This is a genomic window from Polynucleobacter sp. UK-Gri1-W3 (genome assembly GCF_018881595.1).
GTDB lineage: Bacteria > Pseudomonadota > Gammaproteobacteria > Burkholderiales > Burkholderiaceae > Polynucleobacter.
Window position 1 is genome coordinate 96,740 of sequence record NZ_JACVQA010000003.1, and the last position, 24,156, is coordinate 120,895.

Consider the following 24,156-nt stretch of genomic DNA (forward strand, 5'->3'; position numbering starts at 1 on the left):
ATTAATTTAGTTGCCAAACTCAGCATCACGGCTAAGGCGGGGTAATATAAGATAATAGTAACAAAGCCATACGCACCTTAAATCATGCCTAAAGAAGTCGACCCTCATTACCAGTATTCTCCCAATCTCAGATCAGAGGTAAGCGCATTTTTGCCAACTAACTTTCAAAAGGTTTTAGAGGTGGGCTGTAGCTATGGCACATTTCGAAAAAATCTCGAACAAGCTAATGAATACTGGGGTATTGAACCTAATGTAGTAGTTGCCAATGAGGCTTCCCAACACTTGGATAAGGTGCTCTCGGGATTGTTCGAGGAGGTTTTAGATCAACTTCCTGATGCATATTTTGATCTGGTCATTTGTAATGATGTTATTGAGCATATGGCAGATCCCGACCAATTTTTGGAGTTAATAAAACTAAAGATGTGTTCTGGCGCTTCTTTGGTTGGGTCCATCCCAAATGTAAGGCATATCTCTAATTTAAAAGGGTTGCTTATTCAAAAGGATTGGCAGTATGAAGATGCCGGAATTCTAGATAGAACGCATTTGAAATTCTTTACCCAAAAGAGTTTGAAAAATCTCTTTTTAAGTCATGGTTTTAGGATCGACAAAATATCGGGTATCAACGATATTTCATCAAGGGCATTTTTCCCAAGAGTATTTGCAAGGCTGCTTTATCTCATTCTTGGTGATGACATTCGCTATGTTCAGATTGGCTTTAGGGTAAATCTATAACCCCCTCTTCTCTCTCTATTTCAATGATCTATAAAAATCTTTCTCGATTAATCATTTAACTATGAGTAATCAATCCTTGATCCAACAGCCCCGCATAACTCCTTCATTCATTATTTGGGTGCAGGTGTTGATGTTTGCGATCTTGTATGCGGTTTGGGCATTGCCTGAAACTATTTTGATACGACATATTTGTTTGATTGTTGGAGCGCTCCTAGGGGCTTACGAGATTTACCAATATCGAGCAGTGCTTTTTACTAAATACGCACTACCAATTTGGCTTGTTCTGGGGTTATTTGCGTGGGCTAGCTTTCATCTATTATTTTTGAGTCATGATTTTGCTCTGCAGCTTGAGGAATACACCAGTATTTGGAAGCGTACGGCCTTAGGAGCTATATTTGCTTTGGGTCTGGGTCTTGCGTTAGGTGGCCAAGACCCTAAAAAGCAAAGCATCTATTGGCCTGTTTTTTATTTTGGACTATTGGCTCCAACCCTAATTTATATTCTGAAATATTGCTTGACTCACCATGGATCAAACTGGGGAATCAATGCACCAGATTATCTAAGGTTGCATTACGGCTCGCTTCCCTTCTACGTTCCTAAAACTGCCTATGTATGTTTTTGTTTGCCCACCTTGGCTGTCGCGCTTGGACAGCTCAAGCGCAACATTAGCAGTCATATTTGGCTTAGCTGGGATAACGTCATATATGGAGTGACTATCCCAGCGGTGTTCTTTGTGTTCTATGGTGAGAATATTAAGAATGGAGTGATATACGGAGCCTTTCTGATGCTGATCTTTTCAACCCAGGTATTTTTGGTTGACTTTAAAAAGCATTGGATTCAAAAGACGCTTCTTGCCGCCATTCTATTGATGGCTGGGGCAGGATTTATAGTCAATCACATTCAAAAGAATACATCATGGCAAACGTTTGCTGTAGACGCAAAAATCGCGATCGATACTGATCGTTACGATCACTGGAAATTTAATGGTGCCAAAGGCTATCCCAATAATGAGTTTGGCGCGATGGTGTCAATTACTAATTACGAACGCATTGCTTGGGGTAAAGAAGGCCTTTTGTTGTTAACTCAAAATCCCCTGGGATTTGGTTTGATCGAGCGCTCTTTTGGGCATTTATCAAAAAGGGTCTGGCCCGAGTCCCTTTTGCATCAAAGCCACAGCGGCTGGCTTGATTTGGCCTTGGGAATCGGCCTCCCCGGAATTGCTCTGGTTTTGGGGTCGCTGGCACTAGCCATGAAGCAGTTATACCGACTTGATTTACCAGAAAATATCCCAAAATCACCCTCTAATGTCGCTCAGAGCCCTTTTAAAGCCCCTTGGCTATCCTGTTGCTGGTGGATTTTGTTAGCTAGCCTAGTAATGTGGTGCACCACCGAGATTAGCCAAAAAGTCTTTCTTGATAGCCTGATTTTCTGGGTTGCTTTAGCTTCTGGCTTGGTCGCTGGTACGCGCTTTAGGCGTCTAAATCTTAGTCATTTGGGGCCGGGAAGCCGCAATTAGTTGAGTCCAAGATTAAATTAGATGAATCTACTTTTTATAATGAGATAATTGAGATACTTTTAGTGCGCAAAATTAAGATTATTTAATTTTGGCTTGTACCCCATAATTGACTGCAAATGCACATGAATCAACCCTTGACCGACTTTCAACAACGCTCTTACCCTGAGAATGAAGCAGAAATTTCTCTCTTGGATATCGTCAATTTTCTGCAAGCTTCTTGGAAAAAACTAATCTTAGCTTCAGTAGTGGGGGCAGTCTTAGGTTTGGGCGGGTGGTTTGTTCTAGGCAGCTACTCTGCGGAGTATGTTTTGCTAAATAATAATAATAATAATAATAATAATAATAGCTACGCCCTAGACCTTGTTTCGTGGAAGATGCTCCAAAAAAGCCTGCCTAATTTAGCCGATCAAATTATTGAGGAAAACAAGGCCCCAGAAAATCAAACATCTTTGTATAGGGAGATGAGGGATGAGCGCTGGTGGCAAAAAAATGCAGTGCCTAGCTATGCGCTATCAAAATCCGATACCAAAGATTTGGCCGGTATTAGTAAGGATTTAGATGCGGCCTCAACCACTATTTTGAATTTAACACTGACCGCCACAGGCTCATCCAAAGAGCAATCGATTGATAATGTGCGCGCAGCAAGTCAATTTTTACGATCTGGCAGCGCCTATTTACAGTTGCACTCCTTGCTCAATGGTTATGAGAGTCAAACAGTCAGTACCGCTGCTCAGTTGCAGCAAAAAATTGCCAATACCCAAATTGAGATGGGCTATCAAGAAGAGCGGGCTCGCCAATTAGAGCAATTACACAAGCGCTTTCCGGGTAATGCTTCATCAGCCCAGCAAGTAGTTGATGCCAATGATTCCAGTGCTAAATATTTGCCACTGCAAACGCAAATTATTGCAGCAAACAACGACATCAACGCCTCTAAAGAAACCTTATCCCGTCTGCAAAGACGTTTGGATCAAATTGCCCTGACCAAAACTTTCTTAGACCAAGCCCTGCCACTACAAGACCAAACGTTTGATGGTTTGGTCTTAGATAAACAGCTATTAGAAATCGAATCAAACCTGCGCGCTAAATTAGATAAAAATGATAGCAATAGCGTCGAGTTTTTAAATGAATTACATGCCCAGCTACTTGCTATCCAAGTACGCTTCACCAAGGGATTAGAGGCCAATACCGCGCCCACTTCCAGCGGCAAAAAGGGCATGACCAAATCGACGGTTGGCGGCTTAGCGGCAGCATTCTTTTTGATGCTGTTAGTGCTTCTGGGTGGGCGAGTCTGGCAAACGATTAAAAGCGGTGGTGCTAAGTGAAGATCCAGGCGCAAAGAAGCGTCCTAGATCGGGTATTAGCGGGCTTATCCCTGTAAGTAGTTAAATAAGTTATTGAACAATACATAAATTCAAAGAGCATCTATGAAGGCGGTTATTCTAGCAGGGGGTTTAGGAACACGAATTTCAGAAGAGAGTTCTTCTAGACCAAAGCCGATGATTGAGGTGGGTGGTAGGCCTGTCCTTTGGCACATCATGAAAATGTATTCCCATTACGGGATTAATGATTTCGTCATCTGTTGTGGTTATAAAGGTTATGTCATCAAAGAGTATTTTGCAAACTACTTTTTACATATGTCCGATGTCACTTTTGACATGCAAAAAAATAGCATGGAGGTACACCAGGGATATGCTGAGCCCTGGAAAGTAACTCTGGTAGACACTGGCGAAGATACGATGACAGGTGGTCGCTTAAAGCGGGTTGCTGAGTATGTTAAGAATGAAGAAGCTTTTTGCTTTACTTATGGCGATGGGGTATCCGATATTGATATTGGTGCCACCATTGAGTTTCATCGTAAGCAAGGGGTGCAAGCGACTTTGGCGGCAGTCTATCCGCCAGGCCGATTTGGGGCACTTGATATTGCAGGCCACCAGGTCACTACGTTTAAAGAAAAACCTAAGGGTGATGGCGGCATGATTAACGGGGGATTCTTTGTCCTATCCCCTAGCGTCATTTCTTTGATAAAAGACGACTCAACAGTTTGGGAGCGGGGGCCTCTTGAGTCCTTAGCCCGCGATCATCAGATTGCTGCTTTTGAGCACACTGGTTTTTGGCAGCCGATGGATACACTGCGTGATAAAAATCACCTTGAAGAGCTTTGGTCATCTGGTAATGCCCCTTGGAAATCTTGGTAATGAAAGCAGCGCATGTTGACCCCGTATTTTGGAAAGACAAAAAAGTCTTTTTAACGGGGCACACTGGATTTAAGGGTGGTTGGCTGTCGCTTTGGCTTGCCTCCATGGGGGCTAAGGTTACAGGGTATTCATTAGCGCCCAATACAACTCCCAATTTGTTTGATGTATTAGCGATTGATTCTCTGATTGAGAAATCGCATATAGCTGATATACGAGATTTAGCATGTTTGCAAAAAGCCATGTCTGAGGCAAAGCCCGATGTAGTAATACACATGGCAGCCCAGCCTTTAGTGCGCCATTCCTATGCTAATCCAGTAGAGACCTATGCCACGAATGTCATGGGTACTGTGCATGTTTTGGAGGGTACGCGAGCTATTGATTCAGTGCGCGCTACTGTGGTTGTCACTACTGACAAGTGTTACGAAAATAAAGAGTGGGTTTGGGGTTATCGCGAGAATGAGCCGATGGGTGGATATGATCCCTACAGCAATAGTAAGGGCTGCGCAGAGTTAGTCACTTCTGCGTATCGTGAGTCGTATTTTTCTGGTCCCAATTCAACAAATAAGGTTGCATCTGCTCGGGCAGGTAACGTTATCGGTGGTGGAGATTGGTCTGAGGATCGCTTAATTCCGGATGCGATTAAAGCATTTGAAGCGAATCTGCCGTTAATGATTCGTAATCCTTTGGCAACGCGTCCTTGGCAGCATGTTTTAGAGCCCCTATCCGGCTATCTAATTTTGGCTCAAGCTCTTTATGAGCAAGGCTCTGCTTTTGCGTCAGGCTGGAATTTTGGCCCGCGCGATGAAGATAATCGAGCGGTGCAAGAAGTGGCGGATCTGCTGATTTCGGGTTGGGGTAACGCGGCTCGCTGGGAAAAAGAAGGTTCAGTGCAGCCTCATGAGGCTAATCTTTTAAAGCTGGATTGCTCGAAAGCACGCACAAAACTATGCTGGATGCCGAAATGGAATCTAGAGGTGACCACACAAAAAATTGTTCAATGGCAAAAATCTTATCAAGCAAAAGAAAATATGCAAGAAGTTTGCCTCAGGCAAGTAAGAGAATTTCAAGAGAAACATAATTAATAAAGCCAATAGACAAAGGAAAAATATGAGTAAAAATGATCAGTTATGTGAAGTGTGTCACTCAGATGATGTGGTAACAGTCTTGGATTTGGGAAATCACCCTCTGTGCGACGACTTATTAAAAATTGGCGCAAAAGAAAAATGTGAGGAATTTCATATCGAAATTGCCCTATGTAATAACTGCTTAACTGCTCATCAATTACACCCTGTGCCTAAGAGGAAGCTATTTCCAAGTTCATATCATTACAGATCAAGCATGACGCAAGATGTTTTAAATGGGATGCTGGGCCTTGTGCTTCGCACAAAAGAAAGATTTGGGAATTTGGCTGGAAAAAAGGTGGTAGACATTGGATGCAATGACGGAAGTCTACTGAAGTTTTTTAAAAATGAAGGTGCTGAAGTTTTTGGTGTTGAGCCGACGGGTGCCGCTAATGATGCAATCGCTAATGGAATAAGGACTCTGAATGATTTTTTTGATTTGGAGGCTGCAGACAAAATAGTAGAAGAAATCGGGCATCCAGATTTTATTACCTTTACAAACGTATTTGCGCATATAGAAGATATGGATGGGCTTATAAAAGCCGTGAAGGTATTGATGGGTAAAAATACGCGCTTAATTGTCGAAAATCATTATTTAGGGGCTGTTCTTGATCGTTTTCAATTTGACACGTTTTACCATGAGCATCCCAGAACATACTCAGCCCATTCGTTTGTAGAGATAGCAAAGCGTTTGGACATGAATATTGAAGCTATTGAATTTCCCGCTAGATATGGTGGAAATATTAGGGTATTTATTGGGTCGCAATCGCCAATCGCCGAGGATGCGGAGGCTTTAAAAAATGCACTGGATGAGGAGAGTGATTTTTTGCAAAAATTTGAGGAGATGCGGAGAGTTATCAGTAAATGGTTAGAAAATCGAGATGAACTTCTATCAAAAGTTAGATCTGAAGATGGAAAAATTTTCTGCAAAGCGTTTCCAGGGCGCGCGGCAATATTAGTTAAGCTATTGGGTTTGTCATCAGGCGATATTAATGCCGTTTTTGAGAGGCCAAACTCAATGAAAGTGGGCAACTATTTACCTGGAACCAGCATTCCAATCCTCAGTGAGGATGAAATGGCGGTGCTGGCACCCCCACCTAGAAAGATATTGAATCTCGCCTGGCATATAAGTGATGAAATTCATTCGTATATGAAAAATATAAACGTTGGATATGAATGCGTAGATATTTTTTCGCCTGAAAAATTTCGCTAGTAGCAATGTTAGTTCAGCGATGGGGGGTATTAGGAGGTGGATTTGGGCTGTATGGATATATTCCTGCATTAGCTTCAAACCCTCTATTGCGTGCAATAGTGCTAGCAAAGCATCATGATGTCATTAATAAAAGACCAGAACTTAGGCAGTATTTACCTATGATCAATTTTGTTAGTACTCGCGAGGAGATTCTTACTCAATCCGATTCACTCATTATTTCTGTGCCACCATTAATTCAAAAAAAATATTTGATGGATACTGATTTAAAAAAATACAAGTATTTAATTCTCGAGAAACCTTTAGCTGCAGTACCAATAGACGCATGCAGCATACTAAAAAGAAGTATTGAATTATCCGATTCAATCCGGATTGGCTATAGTTTTTTAAATACTGATTGGGGAAGAGAATTAATAAAAAAAATAGAAAAAATTGACTCGATGTGCGAAATTGAAATTACTTGGCACTTTTATGCGCATTACTTTGGTTCGGAGACGCCCTCATGGAAAGGTGATCATAACCAAGGGGGTGGTCCCTTACGATTTTATGGGATACAGTTGATTGCGCTTTTGGGTAAGGCACATGATTTGGATGTGAAATACTCAGCGATAGTATCAGATAAATTCTTAAAGCCATATCAATGGCAAGCGGAATTCGTGAATAGTCAGGGTGCGAAAATTCGGATTGAATTGAACTGCCGAAGCAAGTCAGAAAAATTCCAAATTAGATCAAATTCAAGAGGTTCGCTAGAAATCTTTACACTACGAAATCCATTTTCTAATGAGACAGCAGAAAATGGAAGTGATAAGAGGGTAGGGATTCTGAGTCAAATAATTAATTCTCTTGACGTGGATAATCAAGTCTATTACAGATTGTATTCTCGAATTAATGAAATTTGGCGTGACATAGAAAGTAAGACCGATTGGAACGTAGCGACTTAAAAATACGACTAATAAGGTATAAAAATCCCGCAATTCAATTCGAAGGCATTTATTAATAAATATTGGTACAGGCAATTAATTAAAGTATTTTTCATAGCAGGAATTTCGATTCCATAATCGTTGTAAATATATTAATTATGAATATAGAAGATTTTAAACGGCTGGCCCAACCCGGCCTCAATCCCAATCAAATAGGCCTCTCATCCCATTTGATTGAGGAGGCGCTGCGTATTCGTTTAGTTGAGCAGAAGTTTTTGGAATTGTTTTCCCAAGGAAAGATGAATGGCACGGTTCATACTTGTGTCGGTCAGGAATTTTGTGCCGTTGCAGTTGCAGGGCAGTTAACGGCGGATGATTGGGTGACATCGAATCATCGCTGCCATGGACATTTTATTTCAAAGACCAAAAATTGGCAGGGATTAATTGATGAATTAATGGGTTTGGAGAGTGGGGTTTGCAAAGGACTTGGTAGCAGTCAACATTTATATGCCAAGGGCTTTCTCTCTAACGGCCCTCAAGCAGCTCTAGTGCCAGTGGCAACTGGCATTGCACTGCATAATAAAATTCACAAGCAAGAGGGTATTGCCGTCTCGTACATTGGTGAGGGAACCTTGGGTGAGGGCGCTCTTTATGAAGCATTTAATTTGGCCTCCATTTACCAGGCTCCCCACTTAATTGTTTGCGAAAATAATTTGTATTCTCAATCTACGCCGCAAACGATTGGGGTTTCAGGGTCGGTTTTAGATCGCCCAAAAGCATTTGGGATTAAAACTTTTGAAGCTGATACCTGGAATTTAGAAAACCTGATGCAGGTATCAAAAGCAGCGATCGATTATGTGCGAACTGGCCACCCTGCCTTTTTAGTGATTCGTACATACAGGCTTAATGCCCACTCTAAAGGTGATGATGACCGTGATGTAAGTGAAGTTCAATTCTTCAAGGACAATGACCCACTTACCAAACTATTAGGCATTGAGCAGTGGGCTACTTTGGCACAAAAAATTGTTGCGCAAATTGATGACCACGTCGCTAACGTAAATCCAGAAGTATTGAGCTTTGATAATTACGTCAAAGACCAACTTCCCAGAAAAATAACCGCTAAATTAGAGCCTGTTTTCAATGAAAAAAAGCGGATGGTTCAAGCGCTCAATGGTGCCTACCGAAAAACCTTAGAGGCTGGGGCTTTTCATATTGGGGAAGATATTTGTGATCCTTATGGTGGCGCATTTAAGGTAACAAAGGGGCTCTCGACAGATTTTCCACTGATGGTTAGAAATACATCTATCAGTGAGAATGGTTTGCTCGGAGTTGCTATTGGCATGGCTTTGATGGGCGCTCATAGTTTTGCTGAAATCATGTTTGGTGATTTTATGACCCATACATTGGATCAGCTCATTAGCAATGCTTCTAAGATTCATCATATGTATGCATTTCAAACCTCAGTTCCAGTTCGCATTAGAACGCCGATGGGGGGAAAGCGTGGCTATGGCCCAACGCACTCCCAGTCACTCGAAAAGCACTTCTTGGGGATTGATAACGTTGGTGTAATTTCCTTAAGTTCTTTAATAGACCCAGTCGTGCCCATTGAAGAGTCAAAAGAGGTCAATTTTCCTTTGGTGATTTTGGAGAGTAAAGTTGATTATGGGAAGACTCTCTGGGGCGGCTCTGAGTATTTTGAGCTTAATAGAGAAGCCAAAATATTTGGCGCATTACGATTAAATCCAAAGGTAGCTGCGCCATCGCTGACTATTGTTAGTTATGGCGAAACCGCACGCCATATTGCAGATCATTTAGAGCGCTTCTTTGAAGAGACGGATTTTGTTCCTGAATTAATTTGTTTAACCCAGTTGCATCCCTTGGATACCAATCTTGTTGAGCGTTCAGTGAAAAAAACAGGAAGACTATTAACCGTTGAAGATGGTTCGGTTGATTTTGGTCTTGGGGCTGAAATCCTCAGTAAGCTTATCGAGAAAGGTCAATTCTTTCGGTTCGTACTGAGGGTGGGCGCAGAACCCGTTCCTGTGCCATCGATTACCAAGCTAGAGTTAGAGGTATTGCCAACAATTGATCGAATTATTGCGTTAGTGAATGCTAAAAAATCTTCTCATGGAGTTAAATCATGATTGAGATATTAGTGCCGCGTGAAAATGTCAATGATGAATCCGTAATAATTTTGGAAGTTAATTTTGCATCTGGCTCTAAAGTTAAAAAAGGAGATGTGATTGTTAGTATCGAAACATCGAAAACAAATATAGATATTGATGCTCCTGAGGATGGAGTTGTAGCCCATAAACTTGAAAAGGGCGATGAGGTTGATGTTGGCTCACTCTTGTTTACGCTTGCAAGTGGGCAGGACTTCGAGGTTGAAATTAGAGGGCAATCGAATGCCCACAGCATTGAATCAAATTTAGGTAATCAAAAATTAAAGGCTAAATTTTCAATTGCAGCGATTAAGCGTGCAAAAGAGTTAGGAGTAAACCTTAGTCAATTTGACCATGGCTGGCTAACGAGTATAGACGTTGAGAAGCATGCAGGCGTATCAATACCTATAGCCATCTATCAGTATGCCGCTACCGATAAAAAGCCCGAAATAAAAGATGCTCCAGTTCTCGCCTCTACATCAACTAAAGTTACCTTATCCAAGAGAAAGCAAGCTGAGGCTAAAAACTTGATTGCTGGTGATCACGGAAGCACTACCTCTACTATTGGTATTGAAATCAAGCTTTTAGGTGAAAGACTGGTTGTTCCACCCTTCTTATTCAAAGATAGTATTTCTGATTTAATTGCTTTTGAAGCTTCTAAGTTATTGAGGCAATATCCAGAGCTCAATGGTTCTTATATTGATGAAAAAACTTGGGCGCAATATGGGCAAGTTAATTTTGGCTGGAGTTTTGATAATGGTAAAAATCTAAAAGTATTGGCCATTAAAAATGCGGATACGCTTTCTTTAGGAGATCTCCAAGGAGAGGTGGGGCGCTTGTTAGATTTGTATGATTCTGGCACAACCATTCCCATGGATTTGCTGAATGAATCAACCGTAACCTTTTCGGATTTATCGCGTTCACCCGCCTCATTTATGTATCCATTAATTAATGGACATCAAACTCTGATTTTGGGCGTAGTTCGTAAATCTAAGTATACGTTTGAGATCTTTGCATCTTTTGATCACAGAGTTTCAGAAGGGTTAAGCGTAGTCAACTTCTTGACGGAATTGAAATCTAGAGTTTTATCATATTTTTTTGATAAAAACGGGGTTGTTAAATTATCTTGTTATGCTTGTGGCAAATCCATGGTTGAGGAATTGGGGCTGGGTCATCGTGGGTTCATAAAAATGACTTTAGCTAATGGTGAAGATGAGAATCTTTGTAGAAACTGTTTTGAAGGTTGGTGAAAATGTCAGTTCAAATTACCTTGGAGTATTTGTCCAAGCTCTTAAATAAACCAATTACAGATCGAGTTGAAATTGCCCTTAGTTCGGCACAAAAATCACGAGTTCATGGGTGGCTAAGCCAGAATGGCATTTTATTCAACGAGTCTACTTTAGCTGGAAAATTTTATATCAATCAATTGCTTGGTGGTGCTGGCGTGAGTGTGGAGCAGTTGCAAATAAGTTCAAAGGAGATTGCTGCAGCCTCTAGTAAGTTGGACATGGGTAAATTTCAAATCGGGATTGATATTCAGAGGGTCGATGAGTTATTTCCGAAGGGCTTATCTTTCGATCCGAAGGTAGATAAAGGATTAACTCAAATCTACACTACAAAAGAACTTTCTTATGCACAATCGAAAACGGACCCAATAGCAACTTTAACTGGTATATTTTGCGCAAAAGAGGCTATTCAAAAAGCTTCAAATTTAAATAAAAAACTTATGGATATTGAGATATTGCCAGATTTAAATGGCATGCCAAGATCAGAGGGTTTTTTGGTAAGCATTTCTCACAGTGGAGATTATGCAGTGGCAATCGCAGTTGTTGTGAGCCCCGATTCAATAGCCCTGAAAAATATTTCTGAAAATGAGGGGGATACAATTATGGAAATAAAAAAAACTAGAGGTTTATTTGAAAAAATAAATAATAAATTCATTTATCTTATTTCTTTTTTTCTCTTAATTCTTTATGTTATTCACTATAAATTTTAATGCCTTAGCAAAGATTGTAAGACAAAATTCAGGAATAATAATCCTGAGGTTTTTCACAATATTTTTTGGTCTTCTATATATAAAGTACTACCTTAATGTATTGGATGCAATGGAACTGGGTGTGTTTTTTTATTTAAGTACCTTATCTTACTTATTGAACTCAATTTTGTTTGTTCCCGTAAATTATTTTTTGCAATCAGAATTTTCAAAAAATGAAAAAATCAACATAAATGAAACGAAAAAAATATTAATTTATGCATTTATTTTTAGCGTTCCCATATTTCTATTAATTTCCACGCCATTAATTATTTTTAATAAGATCAATATATTGGCATCTGTAGAAATTTATATCATGGCATGTATTCTATTTATAACTTCTGGTCTACGTGATCTATTGAATAATAAGGGACATAATAAAATTAACGGTTTTGCTTTGCTTATTGAGGTTATTCTCAAGATAATTATTTTTTATATAATTTGTCATTTCTATTCCATTAATGCAATAGGTTTAATATTTTCAGCGATAATAGCGATTTCAATTGAGATGTTAGCTTTATTGTGGATTTCTAAAAAAATATTTACTATAGAATACAGAATAGCAAAAAATATAGATCTAAGTTATTTAAAATCTGTATTTCATCTTAGCATTGCCTCAATTAGTAATCTCTTACAATTGCAAGGATATAGAATAATATATCCACTGGCGGGATTTCAGGCTACCTCTGGTGTCTATGGGGCCGTCGGAAATATGGGTACGAGCATAATGGCATCATTTTCATCCATTTATTCTCAAATTGAACTCCCAAAAATATACTCTACAAATGGAAAATATATAATAAATTATATAATAAATTCTATTGTTCTAATATTTATAGTAATAATTTTTTGTATTGTATTAAAGGATGAAATAGTTTTAATATTGGGGAGCAATAGTTATCTTTCATACTCTAATTTAATATTTTATGGGATTTTGACTGAGGGAATGAATTTAGTGCTTGGGGCAGGAATTGTGGCTATGACCATAATGGGCAGGACAAAAAATTTATCAAGTTATTCCGTAATAGCAGCCACGATTTCCTTATTAGCTGGTATTTTAATTTCTATTTATTATCCTGAAAAAATATTTCTTATCGGACTCCCGATTGTTTTATCTCAATTTCTACTGATAATTTTATTGGTAATTAATGGAAAATTTAAAATATGAGCATTAATTTCTCGGAGGAAATTACATTTGTTATTTTCACGTTCAACGAGGAGGATAGGGTTGAGCGTGTTGTAAAAAATTTTATAAAATACGGAAAAGTTTTAATAGTTGATAATTATAGCGTTGATAGAACGCGAGAAATTGCATTGCAGTTGGGTTCTGAAATCCTGTTGCATAAAAATTTAGGGTGGGTAGATGACGAGTTTACTGCATTAGCTGTAAAGGATGCCGTTACAACTCCATGGATATATTGGGGTTATGCCGATGAAATGGTTTCCCCGGGTACTCTTGTTGAGATCCAAGAAAAAATTAAAGATTCCGCATTAGATATAATATCCATCAGTAGGAAAAATTATTACTATGGCGCATATTGTTTTGATGCTCATTCAGGCTATATAAATAGAGTTTTTAGAAAAAATGCGATTGATTTTATCGGAAATAAAATTCATAATTTTGGCGTTGTAACAGTTTCAAAAGATAAAATATTAAGATTAAATAGTAAAATATATTTTATACATCATTTTATTTCTTATACCGCAAAGGATCACCTTCGTGTTATTGATAGATATACAGATATACAAGTTGAGGAATTTGAGTCTGCCAGCTTGTATAAAATAATTGGCAATATCCTCAAAATTTTTCTATCTAACTATATTGGAAAACGGGGTTACAAGGCAGGTAAAGCGGGATTTTACTTATGTATGGAACAAATTTTTTATCATTTAAATCTTTACATGAAATCAGACGAAAAAAATTTATTCAGTAATGCAACTATTGAGCAAATTAATAATAATCAAAAAGATATTATTCTGTCAAATATAAAATAAATGATAAATAAAATAATTAGATTAATAATCACCCACACCTATTGGCGGGTTAGATTGAAAAAATTAGGTGTTAGATCTTTGATCTATAAGCCAATGCTTATTACTGGAGCATCAAATATCTCAATAGGTGCCCGAACAATGATAAGGGATTTTTCTAGGATCGAGGTAATTAATAGACCCAATGTAGGCTGGAGCCCAGATTTATTCATAGGCGACAATGTAAATATTGAACAGAACGTGCATATTATTTGTCAGTGTAGCGTTAAGATTGGGAGCAATGTATCGATAACTGGTTTTAGTGTAATTGTTGATACATATCACCCAATCGACCATCCAGAAAAATTACCTAAAATTGGATCAAGACTGCCAACAAAAAGAACATTTGTAGAAATTGGCGATGGAACTTTTATAGGTATGCATTCAATTATTGAGCCAAACGTAAAAATTGGTAAAGGCTGCGTTATTGCTGCTGGTTCAATAGTTAGATCTGATATTCCGGATTATTCGATGGCGGCAGGTATGCCAGCAAAAATAGTCGCACAATACAACTTCACTTCAAATGGCTGGATTTATTTTAGTAAAAATAATAATGATTAAGTTAAAGTTAGTCTACCGATATTTAGTCACAATATTCTTTTGGAAATTTCTATTTTCAGAAATAGGCAGTAAATGTGTGATCTACAAGCCAATTTTATTGGTCCCCATGAATCGAATTCGGCTTGGTAATCGTGTGGTTATACGGGAGAATAGTAGGATTGAAATTGTTCCCCGACCCGATAAGAATTGGTCTTCTGAAATTATAATTGGTGACCATGTAAATATTGAGCAGGGCTCTCATATTATCTCACAGGGACAATTAATTATTTCAAAAAATGTGTCTATAGGGCCATACGTTTGCATATTGAATGCGTACCACCCTTATATTGGCATAGATGAATTGCAGAAATACGGCGATCAATTGCCAGATGTTAAGACCAGTATTGAGATTGGTGAGGGGACATTAATTGGGGCGCACTCTGTAATATTGCACAATGTAAAAATTGGAAAAAAATGCATTATAGGCGCTTGTACGCTTGTTAATTGCGATATTCCAGATTATTCGGTGGCTATAGGTGTTCCCGCAAAAATACATTCAAGGATTTCATGAGAATATTAATTACTGGTGGAGCGGGTTTCATCGGATCCAATCTAGTTTCTAGACTCTTTTTAGAGGGGCATACGATCCGAGTGCTTGATAAGTTGTGTCCACAGATTCATGGTGACAATCCATCATTGTCACCGCTTCTTCAGCATGTCAATGGAAAGTGTGAGTTTATACATGGCGATGTATGTTGTTTGGATACTGTTCGCTCAGCACTAGCGGGATGTAATGCAGTAGTTCATCTTGCAGCAGAAACAGGTACTGGGCAGTCAATGTATGAGGTTACCAAATATTGCCAGACTAATGTACAGGGAACGGGTGTTCTGCTTGAGGCTATGACTGAATACAAAAATGCAATTCGTAAAGTTGTTGTGGCGTCGTCTAGAGCCGTATATGGAGAGGGACGTTATTTTTTGGAAGATAAGTACCATTATCCAAGGGCGCGCAATGAAGGCGATTTATCAAGGGGTATTTTTGAGCCGAGATGTTTCGAAACTGGACGAGTAATGCAGGCCGTTGCAACTCATGAGGACTCCTTAATTCAGCCCAATTCAATCTACGGGCTAACAAAATATACACAAGAGCATATGACCTTGCTCAATTGTAACGCTCTAAACATTCCTGTTGTTGCCTTAAGATTCCAAAATGTATATGGCCCAGGCCAATCATTATCGAATCCATATACTGGTATTTTATCGATATTCTCCACGCGGATTCTCCATGGACATGGGGTTGATATATATGAGGATGGCAATGAGAGTCGCGACTTTATTTATATTGATGATGTTGTGGATTCAATAGTGCTTGCATTAAACAATGAAGAAGTTACGGGAGAGGTTTTTGGTGTAGGCACTGGCACAGCAACGAGTGTGTTGGAGGTTGCCGAGGAATTAGTAAGTTTATATGGAATTGATGTGCCTATTAAGGTTACAGGATCCTATCGTGTTGGAGATATTCGACATAATTTTGCGGACACCTCAAAAGGAGAGCGGGTACTTGGATTTAAAGCAAAAACCTCATTTGAAGCGGGTATTGTTAAATTTGTAGATTGGGTGAAAGGTCAGCCATTACAAGATGATAGATATGGAGAGAGTTTAGATATCCTTAAAAAACGAGGTCTATTTAAGTGAATAATTTGGGGGATGCAAAAGTAGGCATTGTGACCGTGTTGTATAACAGTGAAGATGTACTTGAAGGATTTTTTAGAAGCCTTTCAGAGCAAAATTTCACTAACTATATTTTGTATGTCATCGATAACAGCGCCAAAAATTCTGGAAGTTTAAAGTCACTTCAGCTATCCAAACAATATGGAATTAACTGCGAGGTTATATTTAATAATGCTAATTTAGGCGTTGCAGAGGGTAACAATCAAGGCATTGAATTGGCGCTATTAAATGGCTGCACGCACGTATTGCTTGCTAATAATGATACTGAGTTTGGCGCAGAAGTGGTTGGCACTCTATTAAGTGACCTTAAAGTATGCGGAGATATGGTCGTGACGCCAAAAATTAGATTTTATGAGCCTTCAGAGCATATTTGGTATGCGGGTGGGCATATTAATAGTTGGCTCATGCGTACACCGCATAAGGGGTATAAAGAGAAAGATCAATGTCAATTCGATAGCCAAATAACAGTAAATTATGCTCCAACTTGTTTTATGATGCTTGATATAAAGGTATTTGACATTGTCGGAAAAATGGATGAAAAATATTTCGTATATTTAGACGACACTGATTTTGTGTGGAGAATGGGTAAAAAAAATATTGCCATTAAATTCAATGCAAAATCTATTGTTTATCATAAAGTAAGTCATTCTACAGGTGGAGAATATAGTCCATTTGCAATGTACTATTCGACCAGAAATATGATTTATTTCGCAAGAAAAAATTTATATGGGCTCCATAAAATATTTACTTTAACGTGGATTGTGATCAGTAGGTTATTAAAAAGCATTATTTTAGAAAAAAAATTATCAGACAGTATTAATTCAGGATTAAAAGATGGTTTCAATTTGAAAATCAATTAATCTATGAATATAAAATTAAAAAAAATTCACTATTTATTATTTTTTTTAGGGTGGGTATACTATATATTTACACCAATACTGATATTAAAATTTCCAGAAGAATATATGCCTGAAAATTTACAATTTTATTATGGTGCAATTCATGAGAATATTGAATATTCGATGGTTTATGGAATTTTAATACTAATATTTTTTTTGATGCCAAGATATTTCAGAGTTCCAATATTAAAAATAAAAAATAAAAAGTTTTCTATAAATATAAATTTATTTATACAAATTTTTATTGTGTGCATTCAGTTAATTTATATATTTATAGCTAGAGACAATATATTTCAGGGGTACACGAATCTTGATGCGTTAGTAGTTGGTCCAATCAATACAATACAATTAATTCAAACTTATTTACATATTATAAATTCTGAAAATAAAGTAAACTATTACATAAATAATACTTCTTTAATAGTTAATTCGATAGTTTTGCTTGGAATGGGTGGAAGATTATATGTAATAATGTCTATTATATCGATATTAACATACGAATTATATTTCGGAAAATTTAAAAAAATATCAAAATTTAAAATTTATGTCTATGCTGTAATTTTTATTACATTTTTTTCAATTATAGGAATTATTAGAAATGGCGGCCATTTAAATTTAGATTCACTATTAGGTGGATATATTTTTGAGCCAATATTTATTTCTTACTCAGGATTTACAATATTTAACTGCGATTTAAATTTATTTTCGTGGCCATCAGATTATTTATCGGGATTTAAAAACATCATTCCAAGTTTTATTTGGCCCGATAAAATTAATAACATGTTAACAATATTTGACACATGTTCAAAAATAGAATCTCCACAAGGGGGGATGAGTATTGTAGCCTCTACCATTGCCAGCTTTGGATTACTGGGGGGGCTTTGTTATGTTTTTATTTTCTCTTATATATTAAAAATTCTACAATTTAACTTAAAATCAAAAAATCTAGTTTCACTTTATATGTATTTAATCGGAATATTACCATTTATGTTTTTTAGGGATCCATTTATTATACAGGTTAAGGTTATATTGCTTGGATTTGCACTATTTATTGCATTTTGCATAATCGCTAAGAGTCCATCAACAATAGTTGTCACAAATGTCTAATAGGTTGGTATTTTTTTGTGTAAAGGGGTTTGGGGATTTTGCAATCCTTATATCCTCTTTAAAAATTCTAAGTGAATCAGAAATTAAGGGAATTACCCTTTTGGTAGCGCCTCACCTTATTCCATTGGCAAATTTAATAAATCCTGGATGTGAGATTATTGAAATTAACTATGGTAGCAGTGATGTGCCCAATATATTTGATTTGAGAGATAAGGGTATTATTAAGGGTATTTATAGTATTATCTCTCTAAGAAAAGCATTGAATGCTGTAAAATCGATTTTAAAGAACAAAACTATTGTGCTTGACAAGCTTACAATAAGAGAGAAATTAATTTTTTTAGGATTGAGGGTTTGCTCAATACCTAAAGATTTTAATAATGTATACCTGGCTTATAATAATTTTTTTAAAAAAGAAATTAAGATTGCCGAATATTCAAATAAAATTGTGAAAATCTCTATCTTTCCAGTTAGCAGGATAGGTAATAAAAATATTCCAAATAATGTAATAAAATATCTGATCGAAAAATTAATATCTGAAGGGTTATTACCTGTTGTTTATCTCATGGAGGGCGATATTAATATATATGGAGAAGGTATTTCAGTCTCATATATTCCAAAAAATTTCCCGAATCTTGCCAGCGTAATTAATAAATCAAAAGCAGTTATTTCTGCAGATAGTTTTCCTGCTCATTTTTCTTATTACTTAGATAGACCGGTATTTGTTTTTACGCCAAAAGATAATAAATATTGGCTGCCATACTCCTCTTATTTTAATAATTATTTTATGAAATTTGATGAAATTGGGAAAAATATTAACTTAGATACATTTATAAAATCACTCTCGTAATGGACTTAATATGAAGATACTAATCTTTGGGGCCGGTGGGCTTATTGGAAGCAACTTTTGCAAGATCATTTCAGAGAATAATAAATATACCGTAATAGGAGTTAGTCGTCCCGAATTAAGTCGTATGGATTTTTTTAAAGACCTTCCGGTAACTCTAGAGTCAGGTATTAATTTACTGTCAACGGATTCAGTCATAGAAATCCTAATCAAACATCAACCGGATGTAGTTATAAATTGTGCAGGCCTTACAAAACACAAGGCAGAGGCAGAAAATCCATTGATAGCCATTCCCATTAATGGATTGATTCCACATAGGCTGGCAAATCTATGTAAATTGGCCGATGCAAAATTTATTCAGATAAGTTCTGATTGTGTTTTTTCTGGAACAAGGGGTTTTTACTGTGAGGATGACACTCCCGATGCTTCTGATGTCTATGGTAAGAGCAAGGCTCTTGGTGAGGTTTTATCCGGAAATGCACTTACCTTAAGAACTTCAACCATAGGTCATGAAATTAATACTAAATATGGATTGTTGGAATGGTTTTTGGTGCAAAAAAATCGTTGTAATGGATATAGGCAGGCAATTTTTTCTGGCCTCCCTACGGTCGAGCTTGGAAGGGTTGTGAGGGATTTTATATTGCCAAATTTAAATTTATCCGGTTTATATCATGTTGCAGCGAAACCAATTGATAAGTACTCCCTTTTGAAATTAATTGCTGATGAATATAAGAAGCCGATTGATATAATTATGGACGATGATTTTAAAATTGATCGTTCGCTTAATTCATTGAAATTTCAATTGGCTACGGGATATGTGCCTCCGAGTTGGCCTGATCTAATTACTTCTATGCATGAATGCAAATAATGGGTATCCATAATGTTTAAAGATAAAGTGTTAATGATTACCGGTGGCACCGGCTCATTTGGAAATGCTGTGCTGAAAAGATTTCTTTCCACGGATGTAAAGGAAATTAGAATATTTAGTCGGGATGAAAAAAAACAAGAGGATATGAGGATCGCCCTAAATAATCCAAAGCTTAGGTTCTATATTGGGGATGTTAGAAATTTCGATAGTATTTCCCGTGCTATGAAGGGTGTGAATTATGTATTTCATGCAGCTGCTTTGAAGCAAGTGCCTTCGTGTGAATTTTATCCGATGGAAGCGGTTCATACCAATATTTTGGGCACTCAAAATGTGATGAATGCAGCCACACTAAATCATGTGGAGAGAGTGGTTTTCTTGAGTACAGATAAGGCCGTATACCCAATTAATGCGATGGGTATTTCGAAGGCTATGGCTGAAAAGTTAATGGTTGCTCAATCGCGTATTCAAATGGATGGCGAAACTATTTTATGTGCAACCCGGTATGGAAATGTGATGGCATCCCGCGGGTCTGTAATTCCTTTGTTTGTCTCGCAAATTAAAAAAAATCAAGAGCTGACAATTACAGATCCATATATGACAAGATTTCTAATGTCTCTCGAGGACTCTGTTGACCTGGTGCTACATGCATTTAGCAATGCCAAACAAGGTGATATTTTTGTTCAAAAGGCCCCCGCAGCCACTATTGCGGATTTAGCTATTGCATTAAAAGATATATTCGAGTCAAAACAAGCAATCGTAACTATAGGAACACGTCATGGTGAAAAGCTATATGAATCTTTAATCTCAAGAGAGGAGATGGCAAAGGCTGATGATATGGGGCAATATTACCGAATTCCAGCCGATAATCGCGATCTAAATTACGCACAGTTTTTTAGTGAGGGCGAGCAAGATATCTCCAACCTTGATGACTATACCTCTCACAACACTAGAAGGCTTAATGTTGCTGAAATTAAAGAATTGCTCCTATCTTTAGATTATCTCAAGGAAGAATTAAATGCTTAAAGTTATGACTATAGTCGGCACTCGGCCCGAGTTAATTAAGATGAGTCGAGCGATTGCTGAGTTTGATTTGCACACCAAACATGTGCTCGTTCACACTGGCCAGAATTATGACTATGAGCTAAATCAGCTTTTCTTTGAGGATTTGGGGATACGCAAACCAGATTATTTTCTGGAAGTGGTTGGAGGCAATGCGGCGCAAACTATAGCTAGGGTGATTGAGAAGTCAGACGAGGTAATGGAGTCGGAGAAGCCTGATGCAGTTCTACTCTACGGGGATACAAATTCATGCTTAGCCGTCATTGCTGCCAAACGTAGAAAAATACCTGTTTTTCATATGGAGGCTGGAAATCGATGCTTTGATGAGCGGGTTCCGGAGGAGTTGAATCGTAAAGTTTTGGATCACTTAAGCGATATTAATCTGGTCTTAACAGAGCATGCGCGTCGCTATCTAATAGCCGAGGGAATTCCCGCGGAGACTATCATAAAAACTGGTTCTCATATGCAAGAGGTTCTCGATTTTTATATGCCGAAAATCAATAGCTCCGATGTCATTAAGCAAATGGGTCTCGAGTCAAATAAATTCTTTATTGTCAGCGCTCATCGAGAAGAAAATATAGATAATCAGGAGAATATGCGGGATATGGTTGAGGCGCTCAATGCTATTGCCGATACATATAACATGCCGGTTATTGTCTCAACCCATCCGCGTACAAAAAAACGACTGGATACTATGGAACTGGGCAGATTAAATAAAAATATTCAATTTCTAAAGCCATTTGGCTTTTGTGACTACATCAAACTTCAAATGGAAGCCCTTTGTGTTGTGTCCGATAGCGGAACAATTTCTGAAGAAGGATCCCTATTAAACCTTCCTGCTATTACTATTCGGAATGCTCACGAACGCCCCGAGGGAATGGACGAGGGCACATTAATTATGACTGGCTTGAAAAAAGATAGAGTGTTAGATGCTATTCGGGTGATTATTGCTCAACATGATAGGTCTAAAAGAGTAATGCACCCCGTTGCAGACTATGAAGGCGGTCCTGTTTCTAAGCAGCTACTTCGCATAGTGATGAGTTATGTTGATTACGTGAATAGAACGGTTTGGTCTAAGTAGTTTGTATATGAAAAGCATTGCAGTTATTGCTGATTCTTATTACCCTGCACGAACATCCGCTGCTTCACAGCTTAAGGATTTGGCCGCTGAGCTTAATAAACAAGGAATTTCTCCTTTGGTTATTATCCCGGATTCCGGGTTAGATCAAGCTTGGAAGTTGGAAGTGTTGAATGGGGTTCGGGTACTCAGACTTAAGTCACCAAAAACCAAGGATGTGGGTTACATAAGAAGGGCGGCGGCCGAATTTTTTATGCCATATTTCATGTGGATGCGTTATTTAATGTCGCCACTTTCTAGTGAAAAATTAGATGGAGTAATTTGGTATTCACCCACTATTTTCTGGGCACCCTTTGTTAAAAGACTGAAAAGAAACTCCTCATGTAGTGGATATCTGATTCTTCGTGATATTTTTCCAGAGTGGGCGCTCGACCTTGGTCTGATGAGAAAGGGCATTGCATATAGATTTTTCAAGTGGATTGAGGCTAGTCAATACAAGATTGCAGACACTATTGGGGTTCAGGCTGGTAAAAACATTGAGTACTTTAAAAGCTGGCCTCAATTTAATTCAAAGAACATTGAGGTGTTGCAAAACTGGTTATCAGAGACCTCACCCGGTCTTTGCAGCATATCCGTTGGCAATACTTTTTTGGCCGGCAGAAATATATTTGTTTATGCTGGAAATATGGGGGTTGCCCAAGGCATAGGGATCGTGCTCGATTTAGCGGAATCCCTGCTCAATAGAGCGGATATTGGTTTTCTGATGGTTGGTAGGGGTAGTGAATATGTGGATTTAAAGCGTCAGGCCTCAAATCGCAATCTCAATAATATGATTTTTTTTGATGAAATTGATTCTGCTGAGATTCCCGCTCTCTACAGTCAATGCAGTATTGGGATGGTGATCTTAGATTCACGTCATAAGACTCATAATATTCCGGGAAAGTTTTTATCTTATATGCAGTCTGGACTACCGGTGTTGGCAAAAATTAATCCAGGAAATGATCTAGTTGATCTGATAAACGAGGCTAATGTTGGCTCTGTCTATACTGGATCTTCAGTGACGGAATTAAGAGACATTGCAGAGGCTCTGGTTGATAAATTAATTCTGGTTGATGGAATGGATTTGCGTTGCAAAAATTTGGCGAAAGAACTATTTTCAACTGAAGTTGCGGTTAAGCAAATATTGACGGCTCTTGAAGTATGAGCGTTAAGGATTTCTCTAAGACATTTTTGGATAATCTATCTCTATCTGCTTTTCATTCGCCTAGGGGTAGGAAAAATTTTAATTTACACCTTGATTATGCTGAGCCTTGCCAAAGATTATTTAACGCTATAGGGATCGAGAGTTACATTCCTCCACACAGGCATCATCAAGATCCTAAAGAGGAAACTTTGATAGCAGTTAAGGGGTTATTTGCGCTGATAATTTTCGATGAGGCTGGAGAAATTAAGCAAATCTCCGAATTTGGAACTGAAAAATTTCTTACTCAAGGCGTAGCTAATGTTGGAGTCGAATTATCACCTGATGCTTGGCATACCGTATTGGCTCTAGTAGAGGGTTCAATCCTTTTAGAGGTTAAATCCGGCCCATTTATTGCCAGCGCCGCAAAGGAAAATGCTCCATGGGCTCCGGCCGAGGATTCATCTGATGCGGCGTATTATTTTGGTAACTTGAAAAAGTTGGTAACTACCAAATAGATTCGATGCTTTAATTTTTAGACCGTGCAGCAACTGTGCTCTAAATATCTCATCACTGTATCCGTCTTTGACCATCTTCCCTTTTGCATAATAATTGGCATACTTGCTCCAGAATTTAGTAAATCCTGCGCGGCACCTACGCGCATAGAGTGGCCGCTGATACCCTCAATAGCCGATTCATCTAATCCAGCTTTTCTAGCGATCTTCTTGTAGATACGATTAATCTGGCCCGCGGTAATGCGATCTACATTTAAGTTGGCGTTTAAGTTTTGTTGCATTATATGGTAATCCCCCCACCCCTTAACCTGACTTAAAAGTAGAATTTCTAAGTTGTTTGATTTAAAGGAAATTCTATGAAAACCTCCCGCTTTACCGATAGCCAAATCATGGACATCCTCAAGCAAGCCGAGGCT

General features: G+C 38.0%; 24 protein-coding genes. 23 read left to right on the forward strand and 1 reads right to left on the reverse strand.

The genetic code is table 11. From position 1 onward, the window contains the following. The first annotated feature begins 84 nt into the window (after positions 1 to 84). The 23 genes from ICN36_RS04765 (at position 85) to ICN36_RS04875 (ending at position 23,743) form a co-directional block, all read left to right on the forward strand. Positions 85 to 732, forward strand: coding sequence for a class I SAM-dependent methyltransferase (locus ICN36_RS04765; protein ID WP_216227247.1), 648 nt, complete (start codon positions 85 to 87; stop codon positions 730 to 732). Positions 733 to 793: 61 nt separating this feature from the next. Beyond that, a complete protein-coding gene (locus ICN36_RS04770) occupies positions 794 to 2,248 on the forward strand; it encodes a hypothetical protein (protein WP_216227248.1) in 1,455 nt (484 codons plus the stop codon). A gap of 122 nt (positions 2,249 to 2,370) precedes the next feature. Next, entirely contained in the window at positions 2,371 to 3,570 is a 1,200-nt protein-coding gene (locus ICN36_RS04775) for a hypothetical protein (RefSeq protein ID WP_216227249.1), read from the forward strand. Between the two features lie 102 nt (positions 3,571 to 3,672). After that, entirely contained in the window at positions 3,673 to 4,443 is a 771-nt protein-coding gene (gene rfbF / locus ICN36_RS04780) for a glucose-1-phosphate cytidylyltransferase (protein WP_216227250.1), read from the forward strand. Beyond that, positions 4,443 to 5,525 carry a CDP-glucose 4,6-dehydratase gene (gene rfbG / locus ICN36_RS04785; protein WP_216227251.1) on the forward strand — a complete coding sequence of 361 codons (1,083 nt, stop codon included), beginning with the start codon at positions 4,443 to 4,445 and terminating at the stop codon, positions 5,523 to 5,525. The genes rfbF and rfbG overlap by 1 nt, the downstream gene beginning before the upstream one ends. Before the next feature lie 25 nt (positions 5,526 to 5,550). Then, positions 5,551 to 6,777: a class I SAM-dependent methyltransferase gene (locus tag ICN36_RS04790; protein ID WP_216227252.1), complete on the forward strand. Its 1,227-nt coding sequence runs from the start codon at positions 5,551 to 5,553 to the stop codon at positions 6,775 to 6,777. Positions 6,778 to 6,782: 5 nt separating this feature from the next. Continuing rightward, entirely contained in the window at positions 6,783 to 7,715 is a 933-nt protein-coding gene (locus ICN36_RS04795; RefSeq protein ID WP_216227253.1) for a hypothetical protein, read from the forward strand. A 137-nt stretch (positions 7,716 to 7,852) separates the two neighbouring features. Next, a complete protein-coding gene (locus ICN36_RS04800; protein ID WP_216227254.1) occupies positions 7,853 to 9,838 on the forward strand; it encodes an alpha-ketoacid dehydrogenase subunit alpha/beta in 1,986 nt (661 codons plus the stop codon). After that, positions 9,835 to 11,106: a 2-oxo acid dehydrogenase subunit E2 gene (locus ICN36_RS04805; protein ID WP_216227255.1), complete on the forward strand. Its 1,272-nt coding sequence runs from the start codon at positions 9,835 to 9,837 to the stop codon at positions 11,104 to 11,106. Before ICN36_RS04800 ends, ICN36_RS04805 begins: the two co-directional genes overlap by 4 nt. 2 nt (positions 11,107 to 11,108) lie before the next feature. Further along, the gene (locus ICN36_RS04810; RefSeq protein ID WP_216227256.1) at positions 11,109 to 11,852 is read left to right on the forward strand and encodes a holo-ACP synthase; all 744 of its coding nucleotides are present in this window, start codon (positions 11,109 to 11,111) and stop codon (positions 11,850 to 11,852) included. 100 nt (positions 11,853 to 11,952) lie between these two features. Then, positions 11,953 to 13,056 carry a hypothetical protein gene (locus ICN36_RS04815; protein ID WP_216227257.1) on the forward strand — a complete coding sequence of 368 codons (1,104 nt, stop codon included), beginning with the start codon at positions 11,953 to 11,955 and terminating at the stop codon, positions 13,054 to 13,056. Continuing rightward, positions 13,053 to 13,883 carry a glycosyltransferase gene (locus ICN36_RS04820; protein WP_216227258.1) on the forward strand — a complete coding sequence of 277 codons (831 nt, stop codon included), beginning with the start codon at positions 13,053 to 13,055 and terminating at the stop codon, positions 13,881 to 13,883. Before ICN36_RS04815 ends, ICN36_RS04820 begins: the two co-directional genes overlap by 4 nt. A gap of 54 nt (positions 13,884 to 13,937) precedes the next feature. Then, positions 13,938 to 14,480 carry a DapH/DapD/GlmU-related protein gene (locus ICN36_RS04825; RefSeq protein ID WP_216227259.1) on the forward strand — a complete coding sequence of 181 codons (543 nt, stop codon included), beginning with the start codon at positions 13,938 to 13,940 and terminating at the stop codon, positions 14,478 to 14,480. Continuing rightward, the gene (locus ICN36_RS04830; RefSeq protein ID WP_216227260.1) at positions 14,443 to 15,030 is read left to right on the forward strand and encodes an acyltransferase; all 588 of its coding nucleotides are present in this window, start codon (positions 14,443 to 14,445) and stop codon (positions 15,028 to 15,030) included. Before ICN36_RS04825 ends, ICN36_RS04830 begins: the two co-directional genes overlap by 38 nt. After that, positions 15,027 to 16,154, forward strand: coding sequence for an NAD(P)-dependent oxidoreductase (locus ICN36_RS04835; RefSeq protein ID WP_216227261.1), 1,128 nt, complete (start codon positions 15,027 to 15,029; stop codon positions 16,152 to 16,154). The genes ICN36_RS04830 and ICN36_RS04835 overlap by 4 nt, the downstream gene beginning before the upstream one ends. Next, positions 16,151 to 17,050, forward strand: coding sequence for a glycosyltransferase family 2 protein (locus ICN36_RS04840; protein WP_216227262.1), 900 nt, complete (start codon positions 16,151 to 16,153; stop codon positions 17,048 to 17,050). The genes ICN36_RS04835 and ICN36_RS04840 overlap by 4 nt, the downstream gene beginning before the upstream one ends. A gap of 3 nt (positions 17,051 to 17,053) precedes the next feature. Further along, positions 17,054 to 18,196 carry an O-antigen polymerase gene (locus ICN36_RS04845; RefSeq protein ID WP_216227263.1) on the forward strand — a complete coding sequence of 381 codons (1,143 nt, stop codon included), beginning with the start codon at positions 17,054 to 17,056 and terminating at the stop codon, positions 18,194 to 18,196. Continuing rightward, a complete protein-coding gene (locus tag ICN36_RS04850) occupies positions 18,189 to 19,043 on the forward strand; it encodes a hypothetical protein (protein WP_216227264.1) in 855 nt (284 codons plus the stop codon). Before ICN36_RS04845 ends, ICN36_RS04850 begins: the two co-directional genes overlap by 8 nt. Before the next feature lie 10 nt (positions 19,044 to 19,053). After that, a complete protein-coding gene (locus tag ICN36_RS04855; RefSeq protein ID WP_216227265.1) occupies positions 19,054 to 19,908 on the forward strand; it encodes an SDR family oxidoreductase in 855 nt (284 codons plus the stop codon). Between the two features lie 12 nt (positions 19,909 to 19,920). Then, complete coding sequence (locus ICN36_RS04860; RefSeq protein WP_216227266.1) at positions 19,921 to 20,931, forward strand: polysaccharide biosynthesis protein; 1,011 nt, start codon at positions 19,921 to 19,923, stop codon at positions 20,929 to 20,931. After that, entirely contained in the window at positions 20,924 to 22,048 is a 1,125-nt protein-coding gene (gene wecB, locus ICN36_RS04865) for a non-hydrolyzing UDP-N-acetylglucosamine 2-epimerase (protein ID WP_216227267.1), read from the forward strand. The genes ICN36_RS04860 and wecB overlap by 8 nt, the downstream gene beginning before the upstream one ends. 7 nt (positions 22,049 to 22,055) lie before the next feature. After that, positions 22,056 to 23,249: a glycosyltransferase family 4 protein gene (locus ICN36_RS04870; protein ID WP_216227268.1), complete on the forward strand. Its 1,194-nt coding sequence runs from the start codon at positions 22,056 to 22,058 to the stop codon at positions 23,247 to 23,249. Next, positions 23,246 to 23,743, forward strand: a complete 498-nt coding sequence (locus tag ICN36_RS04875; protein ID WP_216227269.1) for a WbuC family cupin fold metalloprotein — start codon at positions 23,246 to 23,248, stop codon at positions 23,741 to 23,743. Before ICN36_RS04870 ends, ICN36_RS04875 begins: the two co-directional genes overlap by 4 nt. 17 nt (positions 23,744 to 23,760) lie before the next feature. On the opposite strand, the gene ICN36_RS04880 is transcribed toward ICN36_RS04875, so the two are convergent. After that, on the reverse strand, positions 23,761 to 24,156 hold a 396-nt coding region (locus ICN36_RS04880), incomplete at its 5' end, for a tyrosine-type recombinase/integrase (RefSeq protein WP_216227270.1).

Bases quoted from the DNA above. Each gene is read 5' to 3' on its own strand.
- wecB (WP_216227267.1), top strand. From the start codon at position 20,924: ATGCTTAAAGTTATGACTATAGTCGGCACTCGGCCCGAGTTAATTAAG.
- ICN36_RS04835 (WP_216227261.1), top strand. From the start codon at position 15,027: ATGAGAATATTAATTACTGGTGGAGCGGGTTTCATCGGATCCAATCTA.
- ICN36_RS04850 (WP_216227264.1), top strand. From the start codon at position 18,189: ATGTCTAATAGGTTGGTATTTTTTTGTGTAAAGGGGTTTGGGGATTTT.
- ICN36_RS04875 (WP_216227269.1), top strand. From the start codon at position 23,246: ATGAGCGTTAAGGATTTCTCTAAGACATTTTTGGATAATCTATCTCTA.
- ICN36_RS04765 (WP_216227247.1), top strand. From the start codon at position 85: ATGCCTAAAGAAGTCGACCCTCATTACCAGTATTCTCCCAATCTCAGA.
- ICN36_RS04795 (WP_216227253.1), top strand. From the start codon at position 6,783: ATGTTAGTTCAGCGATGGGGGGTATTAGGAGGTGGATTTGGGCTGTAT.
- ICN36_RS04805 (WP_216227255.1), top strand. From the start codon at position 9,835: ATGATTGAGATATTAGTGCCGCGTGAAAATGTCAATGATGAATCCGTA.
- ICN36_RS04855 (WP_216227265.1), top strand. From the start codon at position 19,054: ATGAAGATACTAATCTTTGGGGCCGGTGGGCTTATTGGAAGCAACTTT.
- ICN36_RS04830 (WP_216227260.1), top strand. From the start codon at position 14,443: ATGGCTGGATTTATTTTAGTAAAAATAATAATGATTAAGTTAAAGTTA.
- rfbF (WP_216227250.1), top strand. From the start codon at position 3,673: ATGAAGGCGGTTATTCTAGCAGGGGGTTTAGGAACACGAATTTCAGAA.
- rfbG (WP_216227251.1), top strand. From the start codon at position 4,443: ATGAAAGCAGCGCATGTTGACCCCGTATTTTGGAAAGACAAAAAAGTC.
- ICN36_RS04775 (WP_216227249.1), top strand. From the start codon at position 2,371: ATGAATCAACCCTTGACCGACTTTCAACAACGCTCTTACCCTGAGAAT.
- ICN36_RS04870 (WP_216227268.1), top strand. From the start codon at position 22,056: ATGAAAAGCATTGCAGTTATTGCTGATTCTTATTACCCTGCACGAACA.
- ICN36_RS04860 (WP_216227266.1), top strand. From the start codon at position 19,921: ATGTTTAAAGATAAAGTGTTAATGATTACCGGTGGCACCGGCTCATTT.
- ICN36_RS04770 (WP_216227248.1), top strand. From the start codon at position 794: ATGAGTAATCAATCCTTGATCCAACAGCCCCGCATAACTCCTTCATTC.
- ICN36_RS04810 (WP_216227256.1), top strand. From the start codon at position 11,109: ATGTCAGTTCAAATTACCTTGGAGTATTTGTCCAAGCTCTTAAATAAA.
- ICN36_RS04790 (WP_216227252.1), top strand. From the start codon at position 5,551: ATGAGTAAAAATGATCAGTTATGTGAAGTGTGTCACTCAGATGATGTG.
- ICN36_RS04820 (WP_216227258.1), top strand. From the start codon at position 13,053: ATGAGCATTAATTTCTCGGAGGAAATTACATTTGTTATTTTCACGTTC.
- ICN36_RS04800 (WP_216227254.1), top strand. From the start codon at position 7,853: ATGAATATAGAAGATTTTAAACGGCTGGCCCAACCCGGCCTCAATCCC.
- ICN36_RS04845 (WP_216227263.1), top strand. From the start codon at position 17,054: ATGAATATAAAATTAAAAAAAATTCACTATTTATTATTTTTTTTAGGG.